The organism is Corynebacterium sp. HMSC070H05 (assembly GCF_001837615.1).
Lineage (GTDB): Bacteria > Actinomycetota > Actinomycetes > Mycobacteriales > Mycobacteriaceae > Corynebacterium > Corynebacterium coyleae.
The window spans coordinates 230230-254864 of sequence record NZ_KV833343.1 but is presented as its reverse complement, the minus strand read 5'-3'; the positions used below and the strand labels follow the sequence as shown (position 1 = coordinate 254864).

Genomic DNA, 24635 nt, shown 5'->3' with positions numbered 1-24635 from the left:
AACACCAGCACACCCAACAACCACAACCCTTAAAGTCACGGCTATCAAAGCGGCGGAACCAGAGACTACAACACAACGTAAACTAAAGTCAAACTCAAGTTCAACCACCGTTTACCTTGCACAGTAACCTCATGAAATTAACTTGTTCCCTCTCGCCAGCCCCTCAAGGCCGCTCGAAGCAACGGATGAAGATATAACCACGAACTCACAAACAACACAAACACCCAGGCAGATGGTGGTTTCTGCCTGGGTGGTGTCGTCGATAAGCAGTTGCTTATGCGCGCTTAGCGCCTGCGAAGTTCTTCTTGCCTCGGCGCAGGACCAGCCATGTGCCGTGGAGGAAATCCTGGTCAGACGGCGCCCACGCCTCGTCTTCGACGCGCTCGTTGTTCACGTACACGCCACCTTCCTTGATGGAGCGGCGCGCTGCACCCTTCGACTCTGCAAGACCAGCACCGACGAGAAGCTCCACGATATCCGTGGTTTCGCCGGCTGGGATCTCAAAGACAGAGGTTTCAGAGACTGCCGATGCGAGGGTCTTCTCGTCGAGGTCAGTAAGTTCTGCGCGACCGAACAGAGCTTGCGATGCGAGTTCGACAGCCTCACGGGCTTCCTTGCCGTGGACCAGATCGGTCATCTCCTGCGCCAAGCGACGCTGGGCTTCACGCTTGAATGGGCGCTCCGCCACTTCGGTCTCCAGGCGGTTGAGCTCTTCCTGGTCAAGGAAGGTGAACCAACGCAGGTAACGGATGACATCGGCGTCCGCAGTGTTTACGAAGTACTGGTACCAGGTGTACGGACTGGTCATCTCGGGATCCAGCCACAGCGAGCCGCCACCAGTGGACTTGCCGAACTTCTTACCTTCGGAATCCGTCACCAGCGGAACAGTCAACGCGTGAACCTGCTCGCCGTCCATACGACGATTCAGGTCAACGCCCGCAACGAGGTTGCCCCACTGATCGCCGCCGCCAACCTGCAGCACGCAATTGTGGTTGCGGCGCAGCTGCACGTAGTCATTCGCCTGCAGCAGCATGTAGGAAAACTCGGTGTAAGAAATGCCGTCGTTCTCCAGACGACGCTTTACCGTGTCGCGGCCGAGCATCGTGGACAGCGAGAAGTGCTTGCCCACATCACGCAGGAACTCGATAACGCCAAGGTCTTTAATCCAGTCGTTGTTGTTGACCAGGCGTGCTGCATTGTCGCCATCAAAGTGCACGAAGCGCTTGAGCTGGCCGCTGATCCGGTCCGCCCAATCACGGACGGTGTCCGCGGAGTTCATAGAACGCTCCCCCACATCGCGGGGGTCACCGATCATGCCGGTAGCGCCACCAGCAAGCACGATCGGTGTGTGGCCTGCTTCTTGGAAGCGGCGCAGCATGAGCAGCGGAACGAGGTGGCCGGCGTGCAGCGAGGGACCAGTCGGGTCGAAGCCGCAGTACAGCACGATCGGCTGCTCGGTTTCCTTCCGCAGTGCGTCGAGGTCCGTGGACTGGTTGATCAGCCCGCGCCACTCAAGCTCATCAATGATGTTTTTGCTCATTGGGTTTTTCTCCGTCTTCTACTTTGCCGAGATGTATGGCTCTGCTTCGTCGATGAGCAGAACTGGGATGCCGTCGTCAATGCGATAGGCAATGCCGAGGCGTTCGTTGACCAGCAGCTCCCGCTCTTGGTCATACTCCAGCGTTCCCTTGTCTTTGGGACACGCGAGGACGTTAAGAAGCTTCGGATCCAGACTCATGCTTTCGGATCGTACCCGCTGCCTCCGTGGTAGCTGTCGTCGAGTCCGGGCAACTCACCGAGCTCTTGACGCAGGAACTGCGCTTGTGAATCCATGGCGCGCAGATTGTCGTCCAAAATCCCCTGCTGCACCCGCTCAGCAGCGCGAGTGAGCGTGGTTAAAGAGTCCACAACCACGCTCACCGCAGACTTGTCTCGGTACTGAGGGGCATCAAGGTACGTATCGACGACCTCCGGGTAGTACACATTGACTACATTCCACATCGTCTGCCGGTGCTTAGGCGTCGGCTCGAGGTGTTCCCACTCGGACAATACGAACTTGGAGGCTTTTTCAAACGCTCGCGCCTGCATCATCACCTGACGTGGTGGCTTCGCCGATTCCAACCGATCAGTCGTTTGCCGCAGCGCATTCTCGAGAACTTGCGACGTGGGCAGGGTTGGTGCTGCTGGAAGTTCCTTGGTTTTCCGGGACGGCGCAAGAGCCGCGCCGGCGCCATACGCGGCCGCCGCGGCGACCGGCCAGAACAGTCCGATACCTACCGCAATATGAACCACAACCACGAGGGTAGCCAGCACCAACCCAAGCTGGTTCTTGGGTGAGGCGAAATACCGGGCTGCTTTTCCCGCAGACGAATTATTGGAATCCACGAATCTCCTTAAAGGCAGCAGCCAGGTCGCCACCAAGCGCGTCAAACACCTCACCACCGGTGAGATCTGCAAGTGCTTGCATCTCTATCGCATTAGCATCGCCGTACAAGATAACGAACACAGGCACGTTACGCAGCTGTTCTGGCAATGCTTCATACTGCCTCTTGAATTCGACATAGTCTGGGGCAACGGTGCTTTCACCATCACTCAGCAAAACTATCGACGGAATACCTCCGTTCGGGTCCGTATTCCTCAATGCCTTCAGCAAGGTTTCATACACCGCGGTTCCGCCCTCAGCCTGGAGACCATCGACGAAGTCAGATAGTTTTTCAGCAGACTTCGGATCTTCCCGGGAGAAACGAACTGTCAACGGTTCGTGTGGTGCGAAATCAAAGGCTTGCAACGTGACGGTTTCCCGGTCGCGTAGGGAGACGTCACCGGTGAGTGTTGAAGCGGAGCCGTCGATAAGCGAGTGCATGATGCTTTTCAGCGACGCCAACCGCTGCCCTTCCATCGACCCGGAAGTATCTAGCACAAACGTTGTTCGGCCTGGTTTGCGGTAGGAGTTGTCGTACGCATAAAGCAGCTCATCGACGACTCCCTCGTTGGCTGGGAACGGCAGCTCGATGACGTGTTGGTTGGCTATCTCCACCGGCACGTTATCCACGCCGGTCACAGGCCTGCGATAGGTCTGAGCGATGTCCTCTTGGTGTTCCAGGAGCCAGCGCGACAGCTCTTCTACCCGACCCCGCGCGTCTGCATGCGCAGGGTTAGCCAGTGCCGATAACGGGTAATCTGCGGAAATCACGCCATCGGCGGGGACAACAACCTCAATAGGCACACCTTGGGCCTTTAGCTGGTGAAGTGTTGCTTCGTAGTTGATGATGCCATCGCCTCGGGACGAGTCATTGACAAACGTCTCAGCCAGCCACCCGGAAGAACCGGAAACCATAGATTGCGCTTCGAACATTTCCTTGAGCTGTGGCCCAACGCGCTCCAAGTCAGTAGGGGAAATCGCATCGCCGGTGTCTGCGAGCGCAGTCGCCACCGAGACGAGTGCGGAGAATCCCGAGTTCGAGGCTTGCGGGTTGGTCATCCCGAACGTGAACTTGCCGCTTGCGGCAGCGTCGGCAAACTCGGCCCAGGTGGGCTGCTTGGTGTCCCAGCCGAGACGCTTTGCGCTGTCCTCCCATACACCGAACGCGACGGGGCTTGTGGCAATCTTTGTCTCACCGTCCAACTTGTCGGAGGCGCCGATCAGGTTGACGTAGCGGTTCGTAGCAAACCATGTGGCATCCACTTCCCCATCGAAACCTCCCTGTTTGAGCGTTTGGGAGTTTTCTAAAGTTCCGCCGGGGAACTGCATGTCGATAGTGAAGCCGAGCTCCTCTGCTGCACGATCAACCAATTCTTCGAGGTCTTTGAGCTCGGTTGCAGCGACAATGGTCAGATCGGCATTACCGCTGGGCCCTGCGCCGGATGTATCAGGAGTATTGGAAGTGCCTTCTTCGAAAGTGCTACACGCGACGAGCACCAGAGACATGAACGCAGCAAGCGCCGCGACGAGGCGATTCATTATTCCTCCTCCTTCACCGGTGCGGGTTCTCCGCCATAGCGTTGACCGACACCGTCGATGAGTTGTTCAAGCCTGTCGTAGGAGGGTGGGTCGATGGAATTGACGTAGTCCGCAGGCGCATCGAGCCCTCGATCCTCCATCTCTTGGGCCAGGTTGCCTGAGGTCGCGGGCCGGAATCCGTGGTACGCGGCCAGCTTTTGTAGCTCGGGGTCGTTGGTGAGCAGACGACCGAGTTCTCTACCTCCCTCGCTCACCCCGACGATGCCGTGGTTAGCCAGCACTGTCGGACTGAGTTGCAGCAGCACCATATCGTCGCGGATTCGGGAACTATCTCGCATCTGCTCACCAATGAACTGTGCTTCGTACACCATCACCATCGGTACCGCTCCCATGCCTTGGCTGAGGTAGTCCGCAAAAGGGCCAGAGGATGACGCTTCGCTGTATCCCTGAGCGGTGAAGAAGGGCGCGATCTCGTCGACAAGAAAACCAACGTCATTGGCGCGATCGGGTTCTCGCTGTGCTACCTCCCACGCCAACAGCGACAGATACATCGCGGCGGAGTTTGAGGTGCGGATATCTGTCGAGCGGATCTGTACATTGCGTGGCGACGGAAACGCGTCCCCGAGGTCGCGCCATCGTTTTCCGGAGCGGGCCAAGTCCATGTACTTGTTCACGTCCAGTGTGTAAGCGCCGTTCTGCTCAGCCACGACTCCCTCAGCTACCAGTAGATCCGCAATCGGCTTCCAGCTCGCTACCGCCATCGGGGAGAAGAACGGGAAATCCACCGAGTAGCCACTGCCCTGTTCGCGCACCTTTTGCGTGGCAGGCCCGGAAGACGGGAAAACGAAATCTTGTGCGGCAATATCCGTGGTGGTAGCTATCTGGCGGGACCCCGCTGTTGTCACGCTGACGCTGTAGCCCAACGCTGCAAGTCTGTCCTTGACCTTGGGGTCTTCAAAGAAAGCCCGCTTTTCAGAGCCGATTACTCCGTGGAGTTGCTGCACGTTGCCCTGAGACTGGCGATTTGATTCACCGCCACTGTCTTTTTCGTCGCCATCACTGCCAAAGGGAAGAAGCCCCCGGCCTAACGCAACTGCGGCGATGACCACTGCAATAAAAATGAGGCCAAGCACCACGGAGACTGACCGTCCCCGGGGCTTGGCTTCATAGGTATTTGGCGCATCCATATCCCAATGCTAAAGGGAAACTCTGAACTGCGCTCTGCGAACGTGTATTTACTTCTTCCGAACTGGCTGCTCTGCCCACTGACGCGCAGCCTTGTTCGCTTCGCGGACACGCTCCCGCTGCTCCACCACACGCGGTTTCGCAGTACCGCCGCGGGTATCGCGGGATGCGACCGCCCCATCGACAGTAAGTACCTCGCGCACTTCGGGGAGCAGACGCTTATCGACGCCCGCTAGCTCCTCATCCGTCAGATCCACGAGATCGACACCACGAGATTCTGCGATGCGAACGCAGGCTCCCGAAGCCTCGTGTGCTTCGCGGAATGGAACGCCCTGGCGAACCATCCATTCGGCCAGGTCGGTGGCCAATGTAAACCCTGCTGGAGCCAGTTCGCGCATGCGGTCTTCGTGGAACGTCAACGTGGAAACCAGTCCAGTGAACGCCGGCAGGAGGATGGAGAGCTGCGTGACCGAGTCGACCAACGGCTCCTTGTCTTCCTGAAGGTCACGGTTGTACGCCAGCGGCATAGCCTTCAGCGTGGCGAGCAAACCGGAAAGGTTACCGATCAAGCGACCAGCCTTGCCGCGGGCAAGTTCCGGAACGTCCGGGTTCTTCTTCTGTGGCATGATCGACGAGCCAGTCGACCACGCGTCATGCAGCGTGACGTAACCGAACTCTGGCGTGGACCACGCGATGATCTCTTCGGCGAAACGAGAGATATCAATCGCAATCTGTGCCAGGACGTACGCGGATTCTGCAGCAAAGTCGCGCGAGGAGGTGCCGTCGAGCGAGTTGTCGGTTGCCGAATCGAAACCAAGCTCCTCTGCGATCGCCTCTGGGTCGAGGTGCAGCGACGAACCAGCCAGCGCTCCGGAACCGTACGGCGAGACTGCCAGTCGCTTGTCGGCATCCTTGATCCGGTCCAGGTCACGCAGCAGCGGCTGGGCATGCGCCAACAGCGAGTGCGCAAGCAGGATCGGCTGTGCAGCCTGGAAGTGGGTCTTGCCAGGCATGATCGCGTCTGGGTGGGCTTCCGCCTGTGCGACGATCGCGTCGATCAGATCGCTGACATCGAGTGCGACACCCCGCAGGGCATCGCGCAGCCACATCCGGAACATGGCCGCAACCTGGTCGTTGCGGGAACGTCCAGCACGCAGGCGACCACCGATCTCGGGCCCGACACGGTCGATGAGTCCACGCTCCATCGCACCATGGACATCCTCATCGGTCGGCGACGGACCGAACGAGCCGTCGGCAACGTCGCGGCCGAGTTGGTCCAGGCCGTCGAGCATGACGGCAAGGTCGTCGTCGCTAAGCAAACCTGCCTTGTTCAGCACCTTCGCGTGTGCCTTGGATGCGAGCACATCGTATGGCGCAAGCACCCAGTCAAAATGGGTAGACACGGACAGGGCGAACATGGCTTCCGACGGGCCGCCGGAAAAACGACCGCCCCAGAGCGCACCTTCGTTTGTCTTGTGCTGCTCCATTTACTTGCCGGCCTCGCGGTCGCGCTTGTTCGCGATCTGGGAGGACAGACCGTGCAAACGCACGAAGCCCTTGGCCAGGGTCTGGTCGAAGGTATCGCCGGTGTCGTAGGTAGCCAGGTTGAAGTCGTACAGCGAGTGGTTGGAACGACGGCCGTTGACCGTGATCTGGCCAGCGTGCAGGACCATGCGGATATCGCCGGTGACGTGCTCCTGGGTGGACTCGATGAACGCATCCAGGGAGCGCTTCAGCGGGCCGAACCAGAGGCCGTCGTACACCTCCTCGGACCAGCGTGCATCGATAAGACGCTTGTAGCGAGCCAACTCGCGCTCAACGGTGACGTCCTCAAGAGCCTTGTGAGCGGTGATCAGCGCGACGGCGCCCGGCGCTTCGTAGACCTCGCGGGACTTGATGCCAACCAGACGGTCCTCAACCATGTCGAGACGGCCAACACCCTGGGCACCTGCGCGACGGTTCATCTCTTCGATTGCTTCGAGGACCGTGACCTTACGGCCGTCGATGGCCACCGGCTTGCCGGACTCGAAGGAGATGATGACCTCGTCCGGAGCGTTGCCGAGCGCCGGGTCCTCGGTGTAGGCGTAGAGGTCCTTTGTCGGCGGGTTCCACAGATCCTCAAGGAAGCCGGTCTCAACTGCGCGGCCCCACACGTTCTGGTCGATGGAAAACGGCGACGCGGCAGACTGCTCAATCGGCAAGTTCTTGCCCTCTGCGTACTCGATGGCCTTATCGCGGGTCCAGGCATAGTCACGAGCCGGAGCGATGATCTCCAGGTCCGGATCCTGGTTCAGGAATCCGACCTCGAAACGAACCTGGTCGTTGCCCTTGCCGGTGCAGCCGTGGGCGACGTGGGTGCCGCCGTACTTGTGACCAGCCTCAACGAGATGCTTGACAATCAGCGGGCGCGAAATCGCGGAAACCAGCGGGTACTCGCCCTGGTACATACCGTTTGCCTTGATGGTGGGCAGGCAATACTCCTCGGCGAACTCATCCTTGGCGTCCACAACAATGGACTCCACTGCACCGCAGTCCAATGCGCGCTGGCGCACTGATTCCATGTCCTCGCCGCCCTGTCCAAGGTCGAGGGAGACCGCGATCACTTCACCGCCGGTCATTTCAGCCAGGTACGGGATAGCAACGGACGTGTCCAAACCGCCTGAATATGCAAGAACAACGCGATTAGTCATGGTAGAACGATTCTCCTTCAAAAGATTTCATGAATAGTATGAGGTTACCTGCAGGGTAAAACTTTTTAGTCGCTGCCCCGGGCGTGTCCGCCGAAGAGTTCCACGGCAAGTTCTACGCCGGTGAGCGGTTCGCGTGCAAGAACAAAAATTGTGTCGTCGCCAGCAATGCAGCCGACAACCTGGTCGAGGCCTACGCGGTCAATGTAGCTGGCCAGGTACTGCGCCGCACCTGGGGGCGTGCGCAGCAGTGCAAGTTGACCCGAGCCATCCGCGGATACGACCAACTCGTCGATCATGCGGCGGAGCTTCTCACGGGGGCCAGTCTGCGCGTTTTCAAAACCATCGGCATCGCCGTTGATCGTGTAGTAGGCACGGCCGCCGCCAGATGGGCGGATCTTCTTCGCACCAAGTTCATCCAAGTCCCTCGACAGGGTCGCCTGCGTAATGTCGATGCCTTCTGCGAGCAGCAGCTCTGACAGCTGAATCTGCGAGGAAACACGAGTCTGCTCAAGCAACTCGAGGATCCGTGCTTGGCGTGCGGTACGGGATACAGGTTGGGACATTATTGGTGCTCCAGAAGCCAGGTCAGCAACGCTTTCTGCGCATGTAAACGGTTTTCAGCCTCGTCGAAGACGCGCGACTGCGGGCCATCAATGACCTCCGCGGCGACCTCGTTCCCGCGGTACGCGGGAAGGCAATGCAAGAATATTGCATCGTTTGCCGCGCGCGCCATCAGGTCCGCATCAACCTGGTAGGGCAAGAACGGTGTGCGACGATCCTTGCCGTCTTCTTCCATGCCCATCGAGATCCAGGTGTCGGTGATCACGACGTTCGCGTCTTCAGCAGCTGCAACATCATCAGTCACGGTGACACGGGCGCCGGTTTCTGCGGCGCGTTTCTCGGCGCGCTCGACAAACTCGGCACGCGGCTGGAATTCCTTGGGCGCGATAACAGTGATGTCCATCCCCGCTGTAGCGAAACCGATCAGGTACGAGTTAGCCATGTTGTTGTCACCGTCGCCGAGGTACACCGCTTTCAACCCCTTCAAACCAGCGGCACCTTCCTCGGGGCAGAACTCCTCGATGATGGTTTGCAGGTCCGCCAGGATCTGGCATGGGTGCAGGTCATCGGTAAGTGCATTGACCACAGGAACGGTGGCTGCCTCAGCCATGTCCACGAGGTTCTGGTGATCGTAGGTGCGCCACACAATTGCCTGTACGTAGCGGGACAGTACGGCACCGGTGTCCTGGAAGGATTCGCCCTTGCCCATCTGTGCGTGCCCAGTCTCAGTCACAATCGCCTGACCGCCAAGTTGCGCAATACCAGCGTCGAATGAGAACCGCGTACGCGTCGAGGTCTTGTCAAACAGGACTGCCACTGAAAGCGGCCCTTCCAACGGCCGGTGCGACAGCGGAGCCTTTTTCAGCTCCGCTGCGAGTGCAAGGACTTCAGCCTGTTCTGCTGGGGTGAGATCGTCGTCTGCGAGAAAATGACGAGCCATTGGTCTAGTTCCTTTCTGCGGCTTGTGCGATTGCGGCTGCGAGACGCTCAACCGCCTGCTGGATCTCGTTGTCGCTAATTACCAGGGGTGGGGTGAGTCGGATGACGGTGTCGGACGGCGCGTTCAGAATGACGCCGTGTTCGAGCCCATGCTTGACGACGAGCTTCGCAACCGGTTGCTCCAGCACAACGCCCAGCATGAGTCCCCGGCCGCGCACTTCCGCGACGCCGGGAACGTCCGTGGTTTCGTCGATAAGCACTGCTGCTTTGCGACGAACATTGGCCAGGAACCCATCGTCAATAGTGTCCAGCACCGCGTTGGCCGCAGCGCAGGCGACAGGGTTGCCACCGAAGGTTGTGCCGTGGCTGCCCGGAGTGAACAGTGTCGCGGCTTTACCGCGGGCTATCGTCGCGCCGATGGGCAGTCCCCCGCCGAGACCTTTGGCCATGGTGATGACATCCGGCACGACCTCTGCGTCTTCGAAGGCGAAGAAGGTCCCGGTGCGGCCGACTCCGGTTTGGACCTCGTCGGTGATGAAGAGAATGCCGTGCTCGTCGCAAAGCGAGCGCACCGCCTGCAAGAAGCCTTCGGGCGCCGGGATGACGCCGGTTTCGCCCTGAATCGGCTCCAAGATGATGGCGGCAGTATCGGTAGGGTTCTGCTCAACCAGAGCCGTCAGCGCATCAATGTCGCCATACGGGTAGAACTCCACGCCGGCGGGCAATGGCGCGAACGGGGCCTGCTTCTCTGGCTGTCCGGTCAGCGCGAGCGAGCCCATGGTGCGGCCGTGGAAACCATGCTCGGCTGCGAGGATGCGCCCCCGACCAGTGAGACGGGCAAGCTTAAACGCGGCCTCGTTGGCCTCTGCGCCGGAGTTGCTGAAAAACACACGGGCGGTCTCGTCGCCGACGCGTGCGCGCAGCTTCTCCGCTACTTCAACCACCGGATGGGAACCAAACAGGTTAGATACGTGGCCGAGAGTGGCCACCTGCTGCGACACCGCCTGCACGATGGCTGGGTTGGCATGTCCCAACGCGTTCACGGCGATGCCTGCGAGCATGTCGATGTACGTTTTCCCGTCGGCATCGGTGACGGTAGCGCCATCGCCAGAGACGAGTTCAACCGGCGGGGCTGGGTACGTGTCTAGCAGTGACTCCGACCAGCGTGTAGCGAAGTTGCTCATGCCTCATCCTTCCTAAAGATTGTGCCGTCTGGGTAGTGGGTGCGGTCGTAATCGTCTGGAAGCACCATCGTGCCCACACCACCCATGGTCAGTAGTTCGAGAAGCACTGAGTGGGCCACACGACCATCAATAACGTGTGCCGCTTTCACCCCGCCCTGGACCGCGGTCAGGCAAGCTTCCATCTTCGGGATCATCCCGGTGTCTAGGCCCGGCAGCATCTTCTCAAGCTCGGCCGCCTCGATCTTGGACAAAAGCGAATCGCGGTTGGGCCAATCGGTGTAAAGGCCCTCCACGTTGGTGAGAACTACGAGGCGTTCCGCGCCGATCGCAGCTGCCAGCGCGCCTGCGGCTTCGTCAGCGTTGATGTTGTAGACCTCGCCGTTTTCGCCCGGAGCGATGCCAGAGACGACCGGGATACGGCCGGCGTCGATGATGTCCATCACCGCTGCCGGATTCACGTCGGTGATGGTGCCGACCAGCCCGATATCGACGAGCTCACCTTCCACTTCGACCTGGCGGCGCTTGGCCGTGAACAAGCCGGCATCCTCTCCTGAGGTGCCTACCGCGTACGGGCCGTGGGAATTGATCTTGCCCAGAAGATCTCGGCCCACCTGCCCGAACAGCACCATGCGCACGACATCCAGGATTTCCGGCGTGGTGACACGGAACCCGCCGACGAACTCGCCGCCGTCGAGGCCCAAACGCTTGAGCATCGCGCTGATCTGCGGCCCGCCGCCGTGCACGACCACGGGCTTTGCGCCCACAGTGCGCAGAAACACCATGTCTGCGGCGAACGCCGCCTTGAGGTCTTCATCAATCATGGCGTTACCGCCGTACTTCACCACCACAATCTTGTCGCGGTAGTGCTGCAGCCACGGCAGTGCTTCGGCAAGGACGGTGGCGCGCTGTTCACTCGTTAGATTAGGCATCAACTCACCCACCTCCTAGCTCGAGTACGCGGAATTGATCTCGACGTAGGCGTGCGAGAGGTCGGTTGTGCGCACGGTTGCGCTGCCCGCTCCCCCGGTGCCCAGGTCCACAACAACGTCGATGTCGGCTCCGCTCAAGTCAACGTCGCGGGCGCCCGGTGCGCCGGTCGACTGTTCGCATACGGTCTGACCGTTGAAGGTCACGGAGATGTTCTCCGCATCCATCTCGGCATCGGCCATGCCTACGGCTGCCAGCACGCGGCCCCAGTTCGGATCGGAGCCGAACATCGCAGTCTTGACCAGGCTGTCACGGCCGATCGCGCGCGCTGCGTTGAGCGCTTGTGCATCGTCGAGCGCTCCTTGGACGGTGATCGCGACACGCTTGGTCACGCCTTCCGCATCCGACTGCATCATCGCCGCTAGCTTCGCGCACGCTTCGTGCACTGCGGCGTTGAGTTCTGCTTGCGTTGGGGTCACGCCACTGGCACCGCTTGCCATTGCGACGACCGTGTCGTTGGTGGAAGTCGAGCCATCAATATCCAACGTGTTAAACGTCATGGCACAGGCTTGCTCGAGCGCAGCCTGCAACGTGGCGCTGTCAGCCTTTGCGTCGGTGGTGATGCAGACAAGCATCGTCGCCAGCGACGGCGCCATCATGCCGGCACCCTTTCCCATCGCCCCCACAGTCCAGCCGTCGCCCTTGACGACGACTTCTTTCGCCACCGTATCTGTCGTCCGAATCGCATCTGCAGCACCCGCTCCATCATCGCCGAGTTGCTTGACTGCGACACCGATACCGGCTTCCACCTTGTCCATCGGAAGTGTGTCGCCGATCAGCCCCGTCGAGCAGACCGCAACGTGGGCTGGGTCGACCCCGATGCCTTCTGCGGTCAGGCGCTGCATGGCTTTTGCGTCTTCGTATCCTTGTGCGCCGGTACACGCGTTCGCGTTTCCCGAGTTCACAATCAGAGCCTTAATGGTGCCGCCAGCTGCAGTCTCACGGCTCACTTTCACTGGCGCTGCAAACACTTTGTTCCGAGTAAATACGGCTGCACCAGCGAACTCCGGGCCTTCGTTGACAACCAATGCGAGATCACAGTTGCCAGACGCCTTAATCCCGGCGCTGATACCTGCAGCGCTAAAGCCCTTCGGTGCGGTTACTCCGGTGGTGGTCATGAACTGTTCGTTTTCCTTTCAACAGGGGTGGAGAGTCGTTGTGACGTGGCGGTTACGGAGCCACCGCAGCTCGCGATAGTCCTGCCCCTTCGTCCCACCCGAGTGCAAGGTTCATGCATTGCACAGCGGCACCACCAGTGCCCTTGGTCAGGTTGTCGATGGCACTCGTCGCCACCAACTTGCCGGCGTGCTCGTCCACTGCAACCTGCACGGCACACATGTTCGCGCCCACGACATGCTGGGTCTGCGGCTGCGAGCCTGCCGGCATGAGGCGCACGAACTGCTCGCCTGCATACGCCTGTTCGTACGCGCTTCTTACCGCCTCTGCCGTAACGCCCTGCGCCAATGGTGCGGTCACTGTAGTGAGAATCCCGCGTGGCAGCGGTGCCAGTACCGGGGTAAAGCTCACGGAAACGCTAGTACCTGCAACCCCCTCGAGGTTCTGCTGGATCTCTGGTGTGTGCCGGTGCGTCCCGCCGACACCATAGGCCTTCAAAGATCCCATCGTTTCCGCGCCGAGGAGATCCACATTCGCCTTCTTGCCGGCACCGGATACACCGGTAATGGCAACGATGGTCAGATCAGGCTCCACGAGCCCCGCTTCGAGTGCCGGCCAGGCCGCAAGGGTCGCCCCCGTGGGGAAACACCCCGGGACAGCGACACGGTTTGCCTCCCGCAGGGCGGCCCGCTGACCCGGCAGTTCTGGAAGTCCGTAAGGCCAAGATCCTGCATGCTCAGAGCCGTAGAAACGCTTCCATTGCTCGGCATCGCGCAACCGAAAATCTGCAGCGCAGTCAATCACGACGACGTCCTCGCCGAGCGCCTGACCGATCTCGGCGGAATGGCCGTGCGGCAAGCCGAGGAACACAACATCGTGGCCAGCAAGCACATCGATTGTTGTCGGCTCAATGACCCGATCTGCAAGTTCCGGCAGATGCTGCATAAGATCGCCGACCTGCTGGCCAGCGTTCGATGCTCCGGTAAGAGCACCGATCTGAAGCGAACCCGCAAGGTAGGCGGGGTGCCCGAGCAGCAGACGGAGAATCTCACCCCCTGCGTACCCGGTGGCTCCGGCGACCGCAACCTTGATCACACTTTCTGACATAGCGGACAGTGTATCAGTTATGCAGTGCGCCGTAAGTTATTCACGGATTAATATTTACCCGCGCATTTCTGCGCCGAAGCGCTCCTTAGCCAACTCGGCTGCCTTGAGGCGAGCCTCCGAGCCTTCCTCTTCCTTCAGCGTGCGATCGGGCGCACGGAAGGCCAGGCCGAATGCGAGAGACTTCTTGCCCTCGCCGAGGGATTCCGAACGGTAGACGTCGAAAAGCGTTACGTCCTCGACAAGCTCACCTGCGCCCTCAACGAGAGTGCGACGGACGTCTTCAGCCGGAACTTCCTCATCGACGACGAGCGCGATGTCCTGGTGCAACAGCGGGAACGACGACAGGCGCGGCGCCGGAAGACGCTCCTCCAGCGGGATCGCAGTCAGGTCGAGCTCCATCGCGCACGTGCGCGCTGGCAGGTTTAGCTTCTCCAGAATCTGCGGGTGCAGCTCGCCAGCATGGCCAACGACGATACGCTCGCCAGCAGCATCGCGGACAGAGAGTTCCGCACAGCGCCCCGGGTGCCACGGCAGAACCTCGGCAGCGACGATGTCGAGTTCAACACCGCATGCGCGGGCGACGATCTGCGCAGACTGGATCGCGTCCGACCACTCATAGGCGCGCCCATTGCCCCACGGCCCCTCGAGCTCGACGTTGCCGAGCGCCACCGTTGCGGCATGCAGATTCTGCTTTGGCAGCGACTGAATAAGTTCTGCGACAACGTCATCTGCTGGACGCTGGGTAACGGCCGGCAACGGCGAAACATCCGCGCGCTTCTCAGAGGTCTGTGCAACCGAGTAGAGCGCAATATCGCCACGGCCGCGGGCAACATTGCGGCCTGCTGCCTCGAGCATCGACGGCAGAAGCGTCGTGCCCAAGATGCCGTAGTCAGCATCCAACGGGTTCTGCACCTTCACCGTGTTGCGGCGCGGATCGTCTGCGTCGAGCCCCCACACGTCGAACGTGTCGTTGGCAATAAACGGCGTCGGGATGATCTCCGCGTAGCCGGAGTACGCCAGCGCGTGCGTGACCGCGCGACGGCGACGCTGCAGCGGGCTCAAGCCGCGACCACCACGCGGTGTTGGCAGGATCGACGGGATATCGTCGAGTCCCTCAAGGCGCACGACCTCTTCGACAAGTTCCACCGGAACGGTGATATCGGTACGCCATGTCGGCGGCGTGACCTGAAGGTTCTCACCCTCGCCTGCGATAGTGCAGCCGACCTCCTCAAGACGGCGCACAACCGTATCGCGGGAGTAGTCCACACCGATGAGCTCCGACGGGCGCGAGGCACGCATGGCAATCGGCTCACGCGGTTTAACGTCACCGACAAGCGTACGGCCAGCCTCGATCGAGCCGCCAGCGATCTCGACGAGGAGCGCACAAGCGGCATCCAGAGCGACCTCGACGATGGCGGGGTCAACGCCGCGCTCAAATCGACGAGAGGCCTCCGAGCTCAGCTTCAGGCGACGTGCAGTACGAGCAACAGTCAGCGGATCCCAGGTTGCAGCCTCGAAGTGGACGTTCACGGTGTCGTCGGAAATCTCCGACGTCGTGCCACCCATAACGCCGGCGAGGGACTGGATGCCGTTGTCGTCGCTGATCACCACATCGTCTGCGGTCAGCGTCCGCTCAACGTGGTCGAGCGTTTCAAACTTCTGACCGACCTCAGCAGTGTGCACCCGTAAGCCGCCGGAGATCTTGTCGGCGTCGAATGCGTGCATCGGCTGACCAAGCAACAGCATGACGTAGTTAGTCACGTCAGTCGCCGCGTTTACAGAGCGAACACCGCTGAGCATGAGTTCACGCTGCATCCAGAACGGTGCCTGCGCCTTCGGGTCGATGCCCTTCACGGTGCGCAGACCGAAACGCTGCGCCTTCGTCGAGGCCTCAACCTCGACGGGGACGCTCTCGCCTGCCGGCTCCGGAACAACAGACGTATTAACGCCTGCGATCGACGGATCCTGCGCGACATCCTTAAACGCCAGGTCGAAGGCGGATGCGATCTCACGGGTCAGGCCGCGCGCAGACAGTGCGTAGCCACGATCCGGGGTGACGTTGACCTCGAACACGGTGTCGCCGGAGCCGAGGATCTCGCGAGCGTCATCGCCCGGGGTAGCTGCGCCATCCTCGAGCGTGATGATGCCTTCGCTCTTTGCAGTCAGCCCCAGCTCTGCGGCGGAGGCCATCATGCCGTTCGAAATGTGGTCGTAGGTTTTGCGCGCGGAGATAGCAAAGCCACCTGGCAATACCGCACCCGGAAGCGACACGATGACTAGGTCGCCTTCCTTGAAGTTTCGCGCGCCACAGATGATGCCCTGCAGTTCACCTGTGCCGTTGGCCTGTCCGACATCAACCTGGCAGTAGCGGATGGGCTTCTTAAACCCGGTCAGTTCCTCGATCTCGGCTACTCGGCCAATGACGAGCGGGCCGGTCACCTCAGGCAGCGGCTCGTAGCCCTCGGTCTCAAAACCGACGCGGACAAAACCGGCGTCCAATTCCTCGTCGGTGGGATTGAAGCCCTGGTTGCCTGCCTGATTAAGCAGGCGGGTGATCCAATTCTTGGAAATAAGCATTATTGGTTCTCCTTTTACGCCTGCACGCCGAACGGAATAGTGAAACGGACATCGCCTTCGACCATGTCGCGCATATCCGACAGGCCATTGCGGAACTGCAGCGTGCGCTCAAGGCCCATGCCGAACGCAAAACCGGTGTACTCCTCCGGGTCGATGCCAACAGCACGCAGCACGTTCGGGTTGACCATGCCGCAGCCGCCCCACTCAATCCAGCCAGCGCCGCCCTTCTTGTTCGGGAACCAAACGTCCACCTCGGCAGACGGTTCGGTAAACGGGAAGTAGTTCGTACGCATACGGGTCTTGGTTTCTGGGCCGAACAGCACCTTAGCCAGGTGGTCGAGCGTGCCGCGCAGGTGCGCCATCGTCAGTCCCTTGTCCACAGCGAGACCCTCCACCTGGTGGAACACAGGGGTGTGGGTTGCATCGAGTTCGTCGGTACGGAACACGCGGCCCGGGCACGCAATGTAGATCGGCACATCGCGCTCAAGCATCGTTCGCACCTGCACCGGCGAGGTGTGTGTACGCATCACCTGCTTGGAGCCTTCTTCGCCAATGTAGAAGGTGTCCTGCAGTGTGCGGGCCGGATGGTCCGGAATGAAGTTCAGCGCGTCGAAGTTGAAGTACTCCGCTTCAACCTCGGGGCCTTCGGCCACTTCCCAGCCCATGCCGATAAAGATGTCGGCGATGTGCTCCGACAGTGTGGTGATCGGGTGCATCGCGCCGGCGTGCGCGCGTGCGGTAGGCAACGTAACGTCAACCTTTTCCTCACGCAGCTGCTTCTCGCGGTGCTCTGCTTCGCGGACCTGGCGCAGCTGGGCGTAGACCTTTTCGGCGCGGCCACGCGCCATGTTCACAAAGCGACCAGCGTCCTTACGCTGATCCTTTGGGATAGAGCCCAGCGACTTGCGCGCCTGCATGATTGGGGCCTTCTCCCCCAGGTGCGCGCGATGCGCCTCTTCGAGTGCTGCGAGATCCGCAGCTGCTTCGAAGGCAGCAATCGCGTCGTCTGCTGCCTTGTTCAGGGCTTCCTCGGTCAGTTCAATATCCGGAAGTTGTGTTGCGTTGTCGGCCACGCTTACGCTCACCCGCGCCTTTCCACAAGTGCTCTGCAGCTCAGGGCGTCTGCAGCGATGTCGGTTCAAAAGCGTCCACCACTTTACCCGTGGAGCCGACACATGAATGCGCGAGGGGGACATGCGATAGGTGTCGGTATCGCGATTACCTTTCGTCTGCGTCGAGCGCCTTGGAGGATTCCCAGAGGCACATGGATGCAGCGGTAGCGAGATTCAGCGATTCCGCGCTGCCCTTAATCGGGATGGAGATCCGGTGATCAGCATTGGTGAGAAGCTCATCGCTAAGTCCGTGGGCCTCGTTGCCAAACAGCCACGCTGTTGGGCGTGCAAGCACCTCGTCTGCTTGCGCGAGGGATGTCTCCCCCGAAGCCGAGGTTGCCACCGTAGCTAATCCGGCAGAATGCAGCTGCCCAATGACCCGGTGAATGTCGCGGTCGCGAGCCACCGGTACGTGGAACAACGATCCTGCGGTGGAACGCACCACTTTCGGCGACTCTGGATCGACGGTGTCCCCAGCGAAGATGACTGCATCCGCACCCAGCGCATCTACTAGGCGGATGATCGTGCCCGCGTTGCCTGGGTCGTTGGTCTCCACGCACACCGCGACTAGACGGGGCCGGCCCTTGAGGATCGACGGCACCGTCCACAGCACCGGCCTACACACCGCGAAAATACCCGTGTTGGTCACCGCGTCGGCGAGGTGCTGAGCAGCTTTGTCGTTGATGGCATGCGTGTAGACATCCATGTAGCCAGCGGCGCGAACGATTTCCTCGAAACGCTCAGCCGCTGCTTCGGTGACAAACAAGTCTGTTGCTGCACCCGTAGCCACCGCCGCCTCCACGGCGTTCTCCCCTTCCGCGAGAAAAGCTTTTGCTTTGCGACGACCCGCCGCACGTTTCAGCTTCGCAGCGTTGACCACACGCGGGGTGCGCTCAGTAAACGGCTGCTCAAAATCCAATGCCATGGCCGATACCTTACCGCGAACGAAAACCGCCCAGCCTCCACCGGGTGTGGTGGGACGGGGCGGTGTGTCGTCGAAAAGCGAAAGCGCTTACGCAGCGTTCTTCGGAGCGTTAACGTCCTCCGGCAGAGCGTTCTTTGCAACCTCGCACAGGGCGGAGAATGCAGCGAAGTCGCTGACAGCGAGCTCGGCGAGGATCTTGCGGTCGACCTCAACCTCAGCCAGCTTCAGGCCGTGGATGAGGCGGTTGTAGGTGATGCCGTTCATGCGTGCACCAGCATTGATGCGCTGGATCCACAGCTTGCGGAACTCACCCTTGCGCTTACGACGGTCGCGGTAAGCGTAGGTCTGGGAGTGCAGCCACTGTTCCTTAGCCTTGCGGTAGAGGCGGGAACGCTGGCCACGGTAGCCCTTCGCGGACTTGAGGATTGCGCGGCGCTTCTTCTTAGCATTGACTGAACGCTTCACACGTGCCATGAGTCAAACTTCCTTTTCTTATCTCGTAATCGGTTGATTGATCGGGCAGTGCTTAGGACATGCCGAGGAGGCGCTTTGCGCGCTTGACGTCAGCCTTAGCGACGTCGGTGGTGCCGGAGAGCTTGCGGCGACGCTTCGAGGAGAGCTTCTCGTTCAGGTGGCGCTTACCAGCCTGCTCGCGGCGCAGCTTGCCCTTGCCGTTGACCTTGATGCGCTTTGCGGTGCCCTTGTGGGTCTTCTGCTTCATGGTGAAAGCCCTTCAGAGTGTCGGTTACTTCAAAATTTACTTTTTGCCCTTGCGAGCCGGTCCGAAGACCATCGTCATGTTGCGGCCGTCCTGCTTCGGGCGGGACTCGACCACACCCAACTCGCCGATATCCTCAGCGAGACGCTCCAGCAGGCGGTAGCCCAGCTCAGGGCGGGACTGCTCGCGGCCGCGGAACATGATGGTGACCTTGACCTTGTTGCCCTTCTCCAGGAAGCGCTCAACATTGCCCTTCTTGGTCTGGTAGTCGTGCTCATCGATCTTGGGACGGAACTTCTGTTCCTTGACCACGGTCTGCTGCTGGTTCTTACGGGCCTCGCGGGCCTTCTGATCCTGCTCGTACTTGAACTTGCCGTAGTCCATGATCTTGGCCACAGGCGGCTTAGCGTTCGGCGCCACCTCAACCAAGTCGAGATCCGCTTCGTACGCCAGCTTGCGGGCGTCATCCGTACGGACAATGCCGACCTGCTCGCCGGACGGGCCGACGAGGCGAACTTCGGGGACGCGGATTCGATCGTTAATCCGAGCTTCAGCGCTGATGAGAACTCCTAGAGACTTTGAGAAACAATGTTGTTGCCGCTCTGGGTCACATTTGGGGTGATCTCACGCGAAAAACCCGCTCACCGGAATCCGGTGGCGGGAGATCGTCCAGGCATGCCAACATGCGGCATACCGTTTGACCCGTATCCAACTCGGCTCAACGCCAGCGGCTTGGGGTGGGATTCACTCCTCTTGTGGCCCGCGTACCCGTCAAACGGACACGCTGGGCGGTGCGAAGTGAATAGTACACGCATTACACGCGTGCACCAAATCGAGCTCTCCTACCCTTTTGCCAACACATCCTGGAGGAACTCGCCGGTGAAGGACCCTTCGACCTTGGCCACGTCCTCCGGGGTGCCCTGCGCAACCACGGTGCCGCCGCCTGAGCCACCTTCCGGCCCCATATCGATGATCCAGTCGGCGGACTTGATCACATCGAGGTTGTGCTCGATGACCAGTACGGTATTGCCCTTCTCCACCAGCCCGTTGAGCACCAGCATGAGTTTGCGGATGTCTTCGAAGTGCAGGCCGGTGGTCGGCTCGTCGAGAATGTAGATCGTGCGACCGTTAGAACGCTTCTGCAGCTCCGCGGCGAGTTTCACGCGCTGTGCCTCACCGCCGGACAGCGTGGTTGCGCTCTGCCCGAGTCGGACGTAGCCGAGACCGACATCTACCAGCGTTTGCAGGTAGCGGTGGATCGAGGTGATCGGCTCGAAGAACTCGGTTGCCTCGGAGATCGGCATGTCGAGCACCTCGGCGATGTTCTTGCCCTTGTAGCGCACTTCGAGCGTCTCGCGGTTGTAACGTGCACCCTGGCACACTTCGCACGGGACGTAAACGTCCGGCAGGAAGTTCATCTCGATCTTGATCGTGCCGTCGCCACGACAAGCCTCACAGCGGCCGCCCTTGACGTTGAAGGAGAATCGCCCGGCCTTGTAGCCGCGAACCTTCGCCTCCTGAGTCTCGGCGAACAGGTTACGAATTTTGTCAAACACGCCCGTGTATGTCGCGGGGTTCGACCGCGGCGTGCGCCCGATCGGGCTTTGGTCCACCTGCACGAGTTTGTCCAGGTGCTCCAGGCCTTCGACCTTCTTCACGCGCCCGGGCACTTGGCGCGCACCGTTCAGTTGGTTTTGCAGGGTTTTCGCCAGAATCTGGTTCACCAGCGTCGACTTGCCCGAGCCCGATACACCCGTGACAGCCACAAGCACGCCGAGCGGGATACTCACATCGACGTTGTCTAGGTTGTTCTCGCGGGCGCCAACAACCTTGAGCATGCGCTGCTTATCGACGACACGTCGCTGCTCCGGAACCTCAATCTTCTTACGTCCCGCCAGGTAATCACCAGTGAGCGAGTCCTTCGCCTTCAGGATGCCTGCCGGATCTCCCTGGTAGACCACCTCACCGCCATACTCGCCAGCCTTGGGTCCAATATCGACGAGCCAGTCGGCCTCACGGATCGTGTCCTCGTCGTGCTCGACGACAACGAGCGTGTTGCCGAGGTCGCGCAACTTCTTCAGCGTTGCAATCAGGCGCTGGTTGTCACGCTGGTGCAGGCCGATGGATGGCTCGTCAAGCACGTACAGGACGCCAGCCAAACCGGAGCCGATTTGCGTCGCCAAGCGAATGCGCTGTGCTTCACCACCGGACAGCGTGCCGGCAGAGCGCGCGAGCGTCAGATAGTTCAGGCCGACGTCGAGCAAGAAGTGCAACCGAGCCTGGATCTCCCGCAGCACTGCGCCAGCAATCATTTCCTCGCGGTAGCCCAGCACCAGGTTGTCCAGGTACTCGGACGCATCCTCGATGGAAAGCTCCGTCAGGCCCGCGATGGACTTCTCGCCGTGCGTCGTTGATGCGAGACGCACTGCGAGGATCTCAGGCTTCAGGCGGGCACCCTTACAGGTCGGACACGGCACCTCGCGGGTAAACGCAAGGAGGCGCTCTTTTTGCGTGTCTGACTCCGCCTGCTCAAGCTTGCGCTCGATGTAGCCCACAATGCCCTCGTAGGCGGCGGTGTAGGAACGTTGACGGCCAAAGCGGTTCTTGTAGCGGACGTTGATCTTGGTCGACGAGCCGTGAATCAGGTGTTTTTGCTGGGTCTTGGTCAGCGAGCTCAGCGGTGCGTTCGCATCAAAACCTTCTTCCTTCGCCAGCGCTTCGATGAGTTTGGTGAAGTACTTCTTGTTCGGGCTCGAGTTCCACGGCTGGAACGCGTCAACCGCAGGCGCATCTGGGTCGGGAATAATCAGGTCAACGTCGATCTCCTTGCGCATACCGAGACCGTCGCAGGCCGGGCAAGCCCCGAATGGCGAGTTGAACGAGAACGCACGTGGCTCGTACTCCTCCACGTTGAGCTTGTGCCCGTTCGGGCAGGCCATCTTCTCGGAGAAGATCTGTACGCGCTCCGGGTCGTCAGCGTCGAGATCCACAAAGTCGAAGCCCACGAGGCCGTCCGCCAGCTTCAGCGCAGTCTCAACAGAGTCAGTCAGACGCTGCTTCTGGCTGGCTTTGACCATCAGGCGGTCCACCACAACGTCGATGTTGTGCTTGATCTGCTTTTCCAACTTCGGCGGGTCGGTGAGTTGATAGGTCTCCCCATCCACGTTCACACGCGCATAACCCTGGGCGGCGAGGTCTGCAAACAGATCCTGGAACTCACCCTTACGCTTGCGCACGATCGGCGCAAGCACCTGGAATTTCGTGCGCTCTTCGTACTCAAGAATTCGGTCAACGATCTGCTGCGGGGTCTGACGTTCAATAACTGCGTCACATTCCGGACAGTGTGCTGTGCCGGCACGCGAGTACAGCAAACGCAGGTAGTCGTAAATCTCTGTAATCGTGCCTACTGTCGAGCGCGGGTTACGGTTTGTCGACTTCTGGTCAATGGACACGGCCGGGCTGAGACCGTCGATGTAGTCGACGTCGGGCTTGTCCATCTGACCCAAGAACATGCGGGCATAGGACGACAGCGACTCAACATAGCGGCGCTGGCCTTCGGCGAAGATGGTGTCGAAGGCCAGCGAGGACTTGCCTGATCCGGACAGTCCGGTAAACACCGCCATCTTGTCACGGGGCAGCTCGATGTCTACACCCTTGAGGTTGTGTTCCCGAGCGCCACGCACAATGAGTTTGTCGGCCACGTATTCGCCTTTCGTCGATTCGTTCTCCCAAGAAACTACCAACGTCGCGCGGTATACAAACATTCCTTGGCTACTGTGGCGGGCATGACTACTTCGCTGAAGCTCCATCAGGTTTCCGTATCTGCCATGGACAACAACTGCTATCTGCTCGCTTCCGAAGGGCAAGGATTGCTTATCGACGCCGCCGACGAGCCCGACACCCTCCTCACCATGGCCCGCGACGCCGGTGTGGAAATTACCGCTGTACTGACCACACACCGCCACCACGACCACACTCGCGCTTTGGAAGCTGTGTTGGAAGCAACCGGCGCCACACACTACGCACCGTTTTTGGATGCCCCTGCACTTCCCGTCGCCCCCGATGTGGAACTGCGCGACGGTGACACCATCGAGTTCGCCGGCCATCGCATTCCTGTGGGTATCTTGCGCGGGCACACTCCCGGCGGCGCGTTTATCGCGGTAGACATCGACGGCGCCCCGAACCTTTTCGTGGGCGACTCCCTATTCCCGGGGGGCTTGGGCAAAACCCAGTCCGAGGGTGATTTCGTGCGACTCTTCAACGATGTGAAACAGAAGCTTTTCGACGCCTTCCCCGACGACGCAATCGTTCGCCCTGGCCACGGAAAACCCACCACGCTGGGCGCAGAACGGCCGCACCTTGACGAGTGGTGGGAGCGTCGCTGGTAAGTGGCGTTGTGCAATAGGACACAGCTGGCCTGGCGCAAAATCGCTACACTCGGTGGGAGCACAATCAGCTACAAAACGTAAGGATTTGGGTACATATATGATTCGCAAAATCGCACGCCCAATGCTGGCATCGGTCTACGTGATCGACGGCGTTGAGACGTTGTTGAACCCGGCAGCCCACAAGGACTCCGCAAATACTGTCCTGAAGAAGCTGCGCACCGCTGTTCCAGCCGAGTACCGCGGCTTCGTTCCGGAGGATCCGGAATCCGCCGCAAAGATTGTCGGCGGCGTTAAGGCTGGCGCTGGCTCCCTGTTCGCAATCGGCAAGTTCCCGCGCCTGTCCGCCACCCTGCTGGCTGCAACCGCGATCCCGACGGTGATTGGCCGCCACGCATTCTGGGAGGCCGACAGCGAGGAAGAGAAGGCTCGTCGTCGCAGTGGCGCCCTGACCGACCTCGGTCTTGCTGGTGGCGTGCTGCTGGCAACTGTTGATACGGCTGGCAAGCCGAACATGAAGTGGCGTGCACAGAACGCCGCTTCCGTTGCGCAGAAGAACATCAAGCAGGCGCTGCCGACCAAGTCTGAGACCGAGAAGGCCTTTGACAAGGCTGGTGACTGGTTCTCTGACCGCACCGACCAGGTTGCCGATTACATCGACGACAACAAGGGCGACTGGAAGAAGGCCGCTTCCAAGGCCGGCGATACCGCTAGCGACTGGTTCGACGACGCTAAGAAGCAGGCTTCGAGCTTCCTTTCCGACGCTGGTGACTGGCTCGATGACGCTGCAGACAAGGCAGAGGGCAAGGTCGATGACCTGAAGCCGTCGAAGATCCAGCAGTTCAAGGCGAAGCGCAAGGTCAACAGCGTTGTTGGTGACCTGCAGGATCAGCTCAACGATCTGCAGCCGTCTACTCTGGACAAGTTCAAGGCGAAGCGCAAGGTCAACAAGGCAACCGCGAAGGCTCAGGACAAGGCGCAGGGTGCCATCGACAAGCTGGAGAAGGCTTGGGACAAGCTCGATGCTGACCCGTCCTGGATCACCAAGCTGAAGTGGAAGCGTAAGGCCAAGAAGGCTGAGAAGCGCGCGAAGAAGCTGGTGAAGAAGGCTCAGAAGAAGCTCAGCTAAGCACTGAACTTAGTTGAACGTTACGGCCCCGAGGCGTTGGGAATATTTCCCGCCTCGGG

Annotated in this window: 22 protein-coding genes; 2 read left to right on the top strand and 20 right to left on the bottom strand. The window is 60.4% G+C overall.

Going from position 1 to position 24635, the window contains the following annotated elements; genetic code table 11:
* Positions 1 to 274: 274 nt before the first annotated feature.
* The 20 genes from tyrS to uvrA all read right to left on the bottom strand — a co-directional run bounded on the left by tyrS (position 275) and on the right by uvrA (position 22763).
* Entirely contained in the window at positions 275 to 1540 is a 1266-nt protein-coding gene (tyrS, locus tag HMPREF2617_RS11020) for a tyrosine--tRNA ligase (RefSeq protein WP_070422900.1), read from the bottom strand.
* A gap of 18 nt (positions 1541 to 1558) precedes the next feature.
* Positions 1559 to 1738, bottom strand: coding sequence for a Trm112 family protein (locus tag HMPREF2617_RS11015; RefSeq protein WP_070422901.1), 180 nt, complete (start codon positions 1736 to 1738; stop codon positions 1559 to 1561).
* Entirely contained in the window at positions 1735 to 2385 is a 651-nt protein-coding gene (locus tag HMPREF2617_RS11010) for a hypothetical protein (RefSeq protein WP_070422902.1), read from the bottom strand. Before HMPREF2617_RS11010 ends, HMPREF2617_RS11015 begins: the two co-directional genes overlap by 4 nt.
* Positions 2372 to 3961, bottom strand: a complete 1590-nt coding sequence (locus HMPREF2617_RS11005; RefSeq protein WP_070449945.1) for a VWA domain-containing protein — start codon at positions 3959 to 3961, stop codon at positions 2372 to 2374. Before HMPREF2617_RS11005 ends, HMPREF2617_RS11010 begins: the two co-directional genes overlap by 14 nt.
* Positions 3961 to 5148 carry a hypothetical protein gene (locus HMPREF2617_RS11000; protein WP_070828600.1) on the bottom strand — a complete coding sequence of 396 codons (1188 nt, stop codon included), beginning with the start codon at positions 5146 to 5148 and terminating at the stop codon, positions 3961 to 3963. Before HMPREF2617_RS11000 ends, HMPREF2617_RS11005 begins: the two co-directional genes overlap by 1 nt.
* Positions 5149 to 5196: 48 nt before the next feature.
* Complete coding sequence (argH, locus tag HMPREF2617_RS10995; RefSeq protein ID WP_070840714.1) at positions 5197 to 6633, bottom strand: argininosuccinate lyase; 1437 nt, start codon at positions 6631 to 6633, stop codon at positions 5197 to 5199.
* Positions 6634 to 7836 (bottom strand): argininosuccinate synthase, encoded by a 1203-nt coding sequence (locus tag HMPREF2617_RS10990; protein WP_070422906.1) that lies wholly within the window; start codon positions 7834 to 7836, stop codon positions 6634 to 6636.
* A gap of 65 nt (positions 7837 to 7901) precedes the next feature.
* Positions 7902 to 8399: an arginine repressor gene (locus HMPREF2617_RS10985; protein WP_070449951.1), complete on the bottom strand. Its 498-nt coding sequence runs from the start codon at positions 8397 to 8399 to the stop codon at positions 7902 to 7904.
* On the bottom strand, positions 8399 to 9337 hold the full coding sequence (argF, locus tag HMPREF2617_RS10980) for an ornithine carbamoyltransferase (RefSeq protein ID WP_070422908.1): 939 nt from the start codon (positions 9335 to 9337) through the stop codon (positions 8399 to 8401). Before argF ends, HMPREF2617_RS10985 begins: the two co-directional genes overlap by 1 nt.
* Positions 9338 to 9341: 4 nt before the next feature.
* Positions 9342 to 10520, bottom strand: a complete 1179-nt coding sequence (locus HMPREF2617_RS10975; RefSeq protein WP_070840713.1) for an acetylornithine transaminase — start codon at positions 10518 to 10520, stop codon at positions 9342 to 9344.
* Positions 10517 to 11449 carry an acetylglutamate kinase gene (gene argB / locus HMPREF2617_RS10970; RefSeq protein WP_371326033.1) on the bottom strand — a complete coding sequence of 311 codons (933 nt, stop codon included), beginning with the start codon at positions 11447 to 11449 and terminating at the stop codon, positions 10517 to 10519. The genes HMPREF2617_RS10975 and argB overlap by 4 nt, the downstream gene beginning before the upstream one ends.
* A gap of 15 nt (positions 11450 to 11464) precedes the next feature.
* Positions 11465 to 12625, bottom strand: a complete 1161-nt coding sequence (gene argJ / locus HMPREF2617_RS10965) for a bifunctional glutamate N-acetyltransferase/amino-acid acetyltransferase ArgJ (protein WP_070840712.1) — start codon at positions 12623 to 12625, stop codon at positions 11465 to 11467.
* Positions 12626 to 12677: 52 nt separating this feature from the next.
* Complete coding sequence (gene argC, locus HMPREF2617_RS10960) at positions 12678 to 13730, bottom strand: N-acetyl-gamma-glutamyl-phosphate reductase (RefSeq protein WP_070840711.1); 1053 nt, start codon at positions 13728 to 13730, stop codon at positions 12678 to 12680.
* 54 nt (positions 13731 to 13784) lie between these two features.
* Positions 13785 to 16307, bottom strand: coding sequence for a phenylalanine--tRNA ligase subunit beta (gene pheT / locus HMPREF2617_RS10955; protein WP_070840710.1), 2523 nt, complete (start codon positions 16305 to 16307; stop codon positions 13785 to 13787).
* 14 nt (positions 16308 to 16321) lie between these two features.
* Entirely contained in the window at positions 16322 to 17392 is a 1071-nt protein-coding gene (gene pheS / locus HMPREF2617_RS10950; protein WP_246821737.1) for a phenylalanine--tRNA ligase subunit alpha, read from the bottom strand.
* Positions 17393 to 17525: 133 nt separating this feature from the next.
* The gene (locus tag HMPREF2617_RS10945) at positions 17526 to 18344 is read right to left on the bottom strand and encodes a TrmH family RNA methyltransferase (protein WP_070840708.1); all 819 of its coding nucleotides are present in this window, start codon (positions 18342 to 18344) and stop codon (positions 17526 to 17528) included.
* Between the two features lie 87 nt (positions 18345 to 18431).
* Positions 18432 to 18818: a 50S ribosomal protein L20 gene (gene rplT / locus HMPREF2617_RS10940; RefSeq protein ID WP_070422916.1), complete on the bottom strand. Its 387-nt coding sequence runs from the start codon at positions 18816 to 18818 to the stop codon at positions 18432 to 18434.
* A 52-nt stretch (positions 18819 to 18870) separates the two neighbouring features.
* Entirely contained in the window at positions 18871 to 19065 is a 195-nt protein-coding gene (gene rpmI / locus HMPREF2617_RS10935) for a 50S ribosomal protein L35 (protein WP_070422917.1), read from the bottom strand.
* A gap of 36 nt (positions 19066 to 19101) precedes the next feature.
* Positions 19102 to 19623, bottom strand: coding sequence for a translation initiation factor IF-3 (infC, locus tag HMPREF2617_RS10930; RefSeq protein WP_083279489.1), 522 nt, complete (start codon positions 19621 to 19623; stop codon positions 19102 to 19104).
* 281 nt (positions 19624 to 19904) lie between these two features.
* Positions 19905 to 22763 (bottom strand): excinuclease ABC subunit UvrA, encoded by a 2859-nt coding sequence (gene uvrA, locus HMPREF2617_RS10925; RefSeq protein WP_070840730.1) that lies wholly within the window; start codon positions 22761 to 22763, stop codon positions 19905 to 19907.
* Positions 22764 to 22847: 84 nt separating this feature from the next.
* On the opposite strand from uvrA, the gene HMPREF2617_RS10920 reads away from it, so the two are divergent.
* Positions 22848 to 23450: an MBL fold metallo-hydrolase gene (locus HMPREF2617_RS10920; RefSeq protein ID WP_070840707.1), complete on the top strand. Its 603-nt coding sequence runs from the start codon at positions 22848 to 22850 to the stop codon at positions 23448 to 23450.
* A gap of 97 nt (positions 23451 to 23547) precedes the next feature.
* A complete protein-coding gene (locus HMPREF2617_RS10915; protein WP_070422920.1) occupies positions 23548 to 24576 on the top strand; it encodes a DoxX family protein in 1029 nt (342 codons plus the stop codon).
* Positions 24577 to 24635 lie beyond the last annotated feature (59 nt).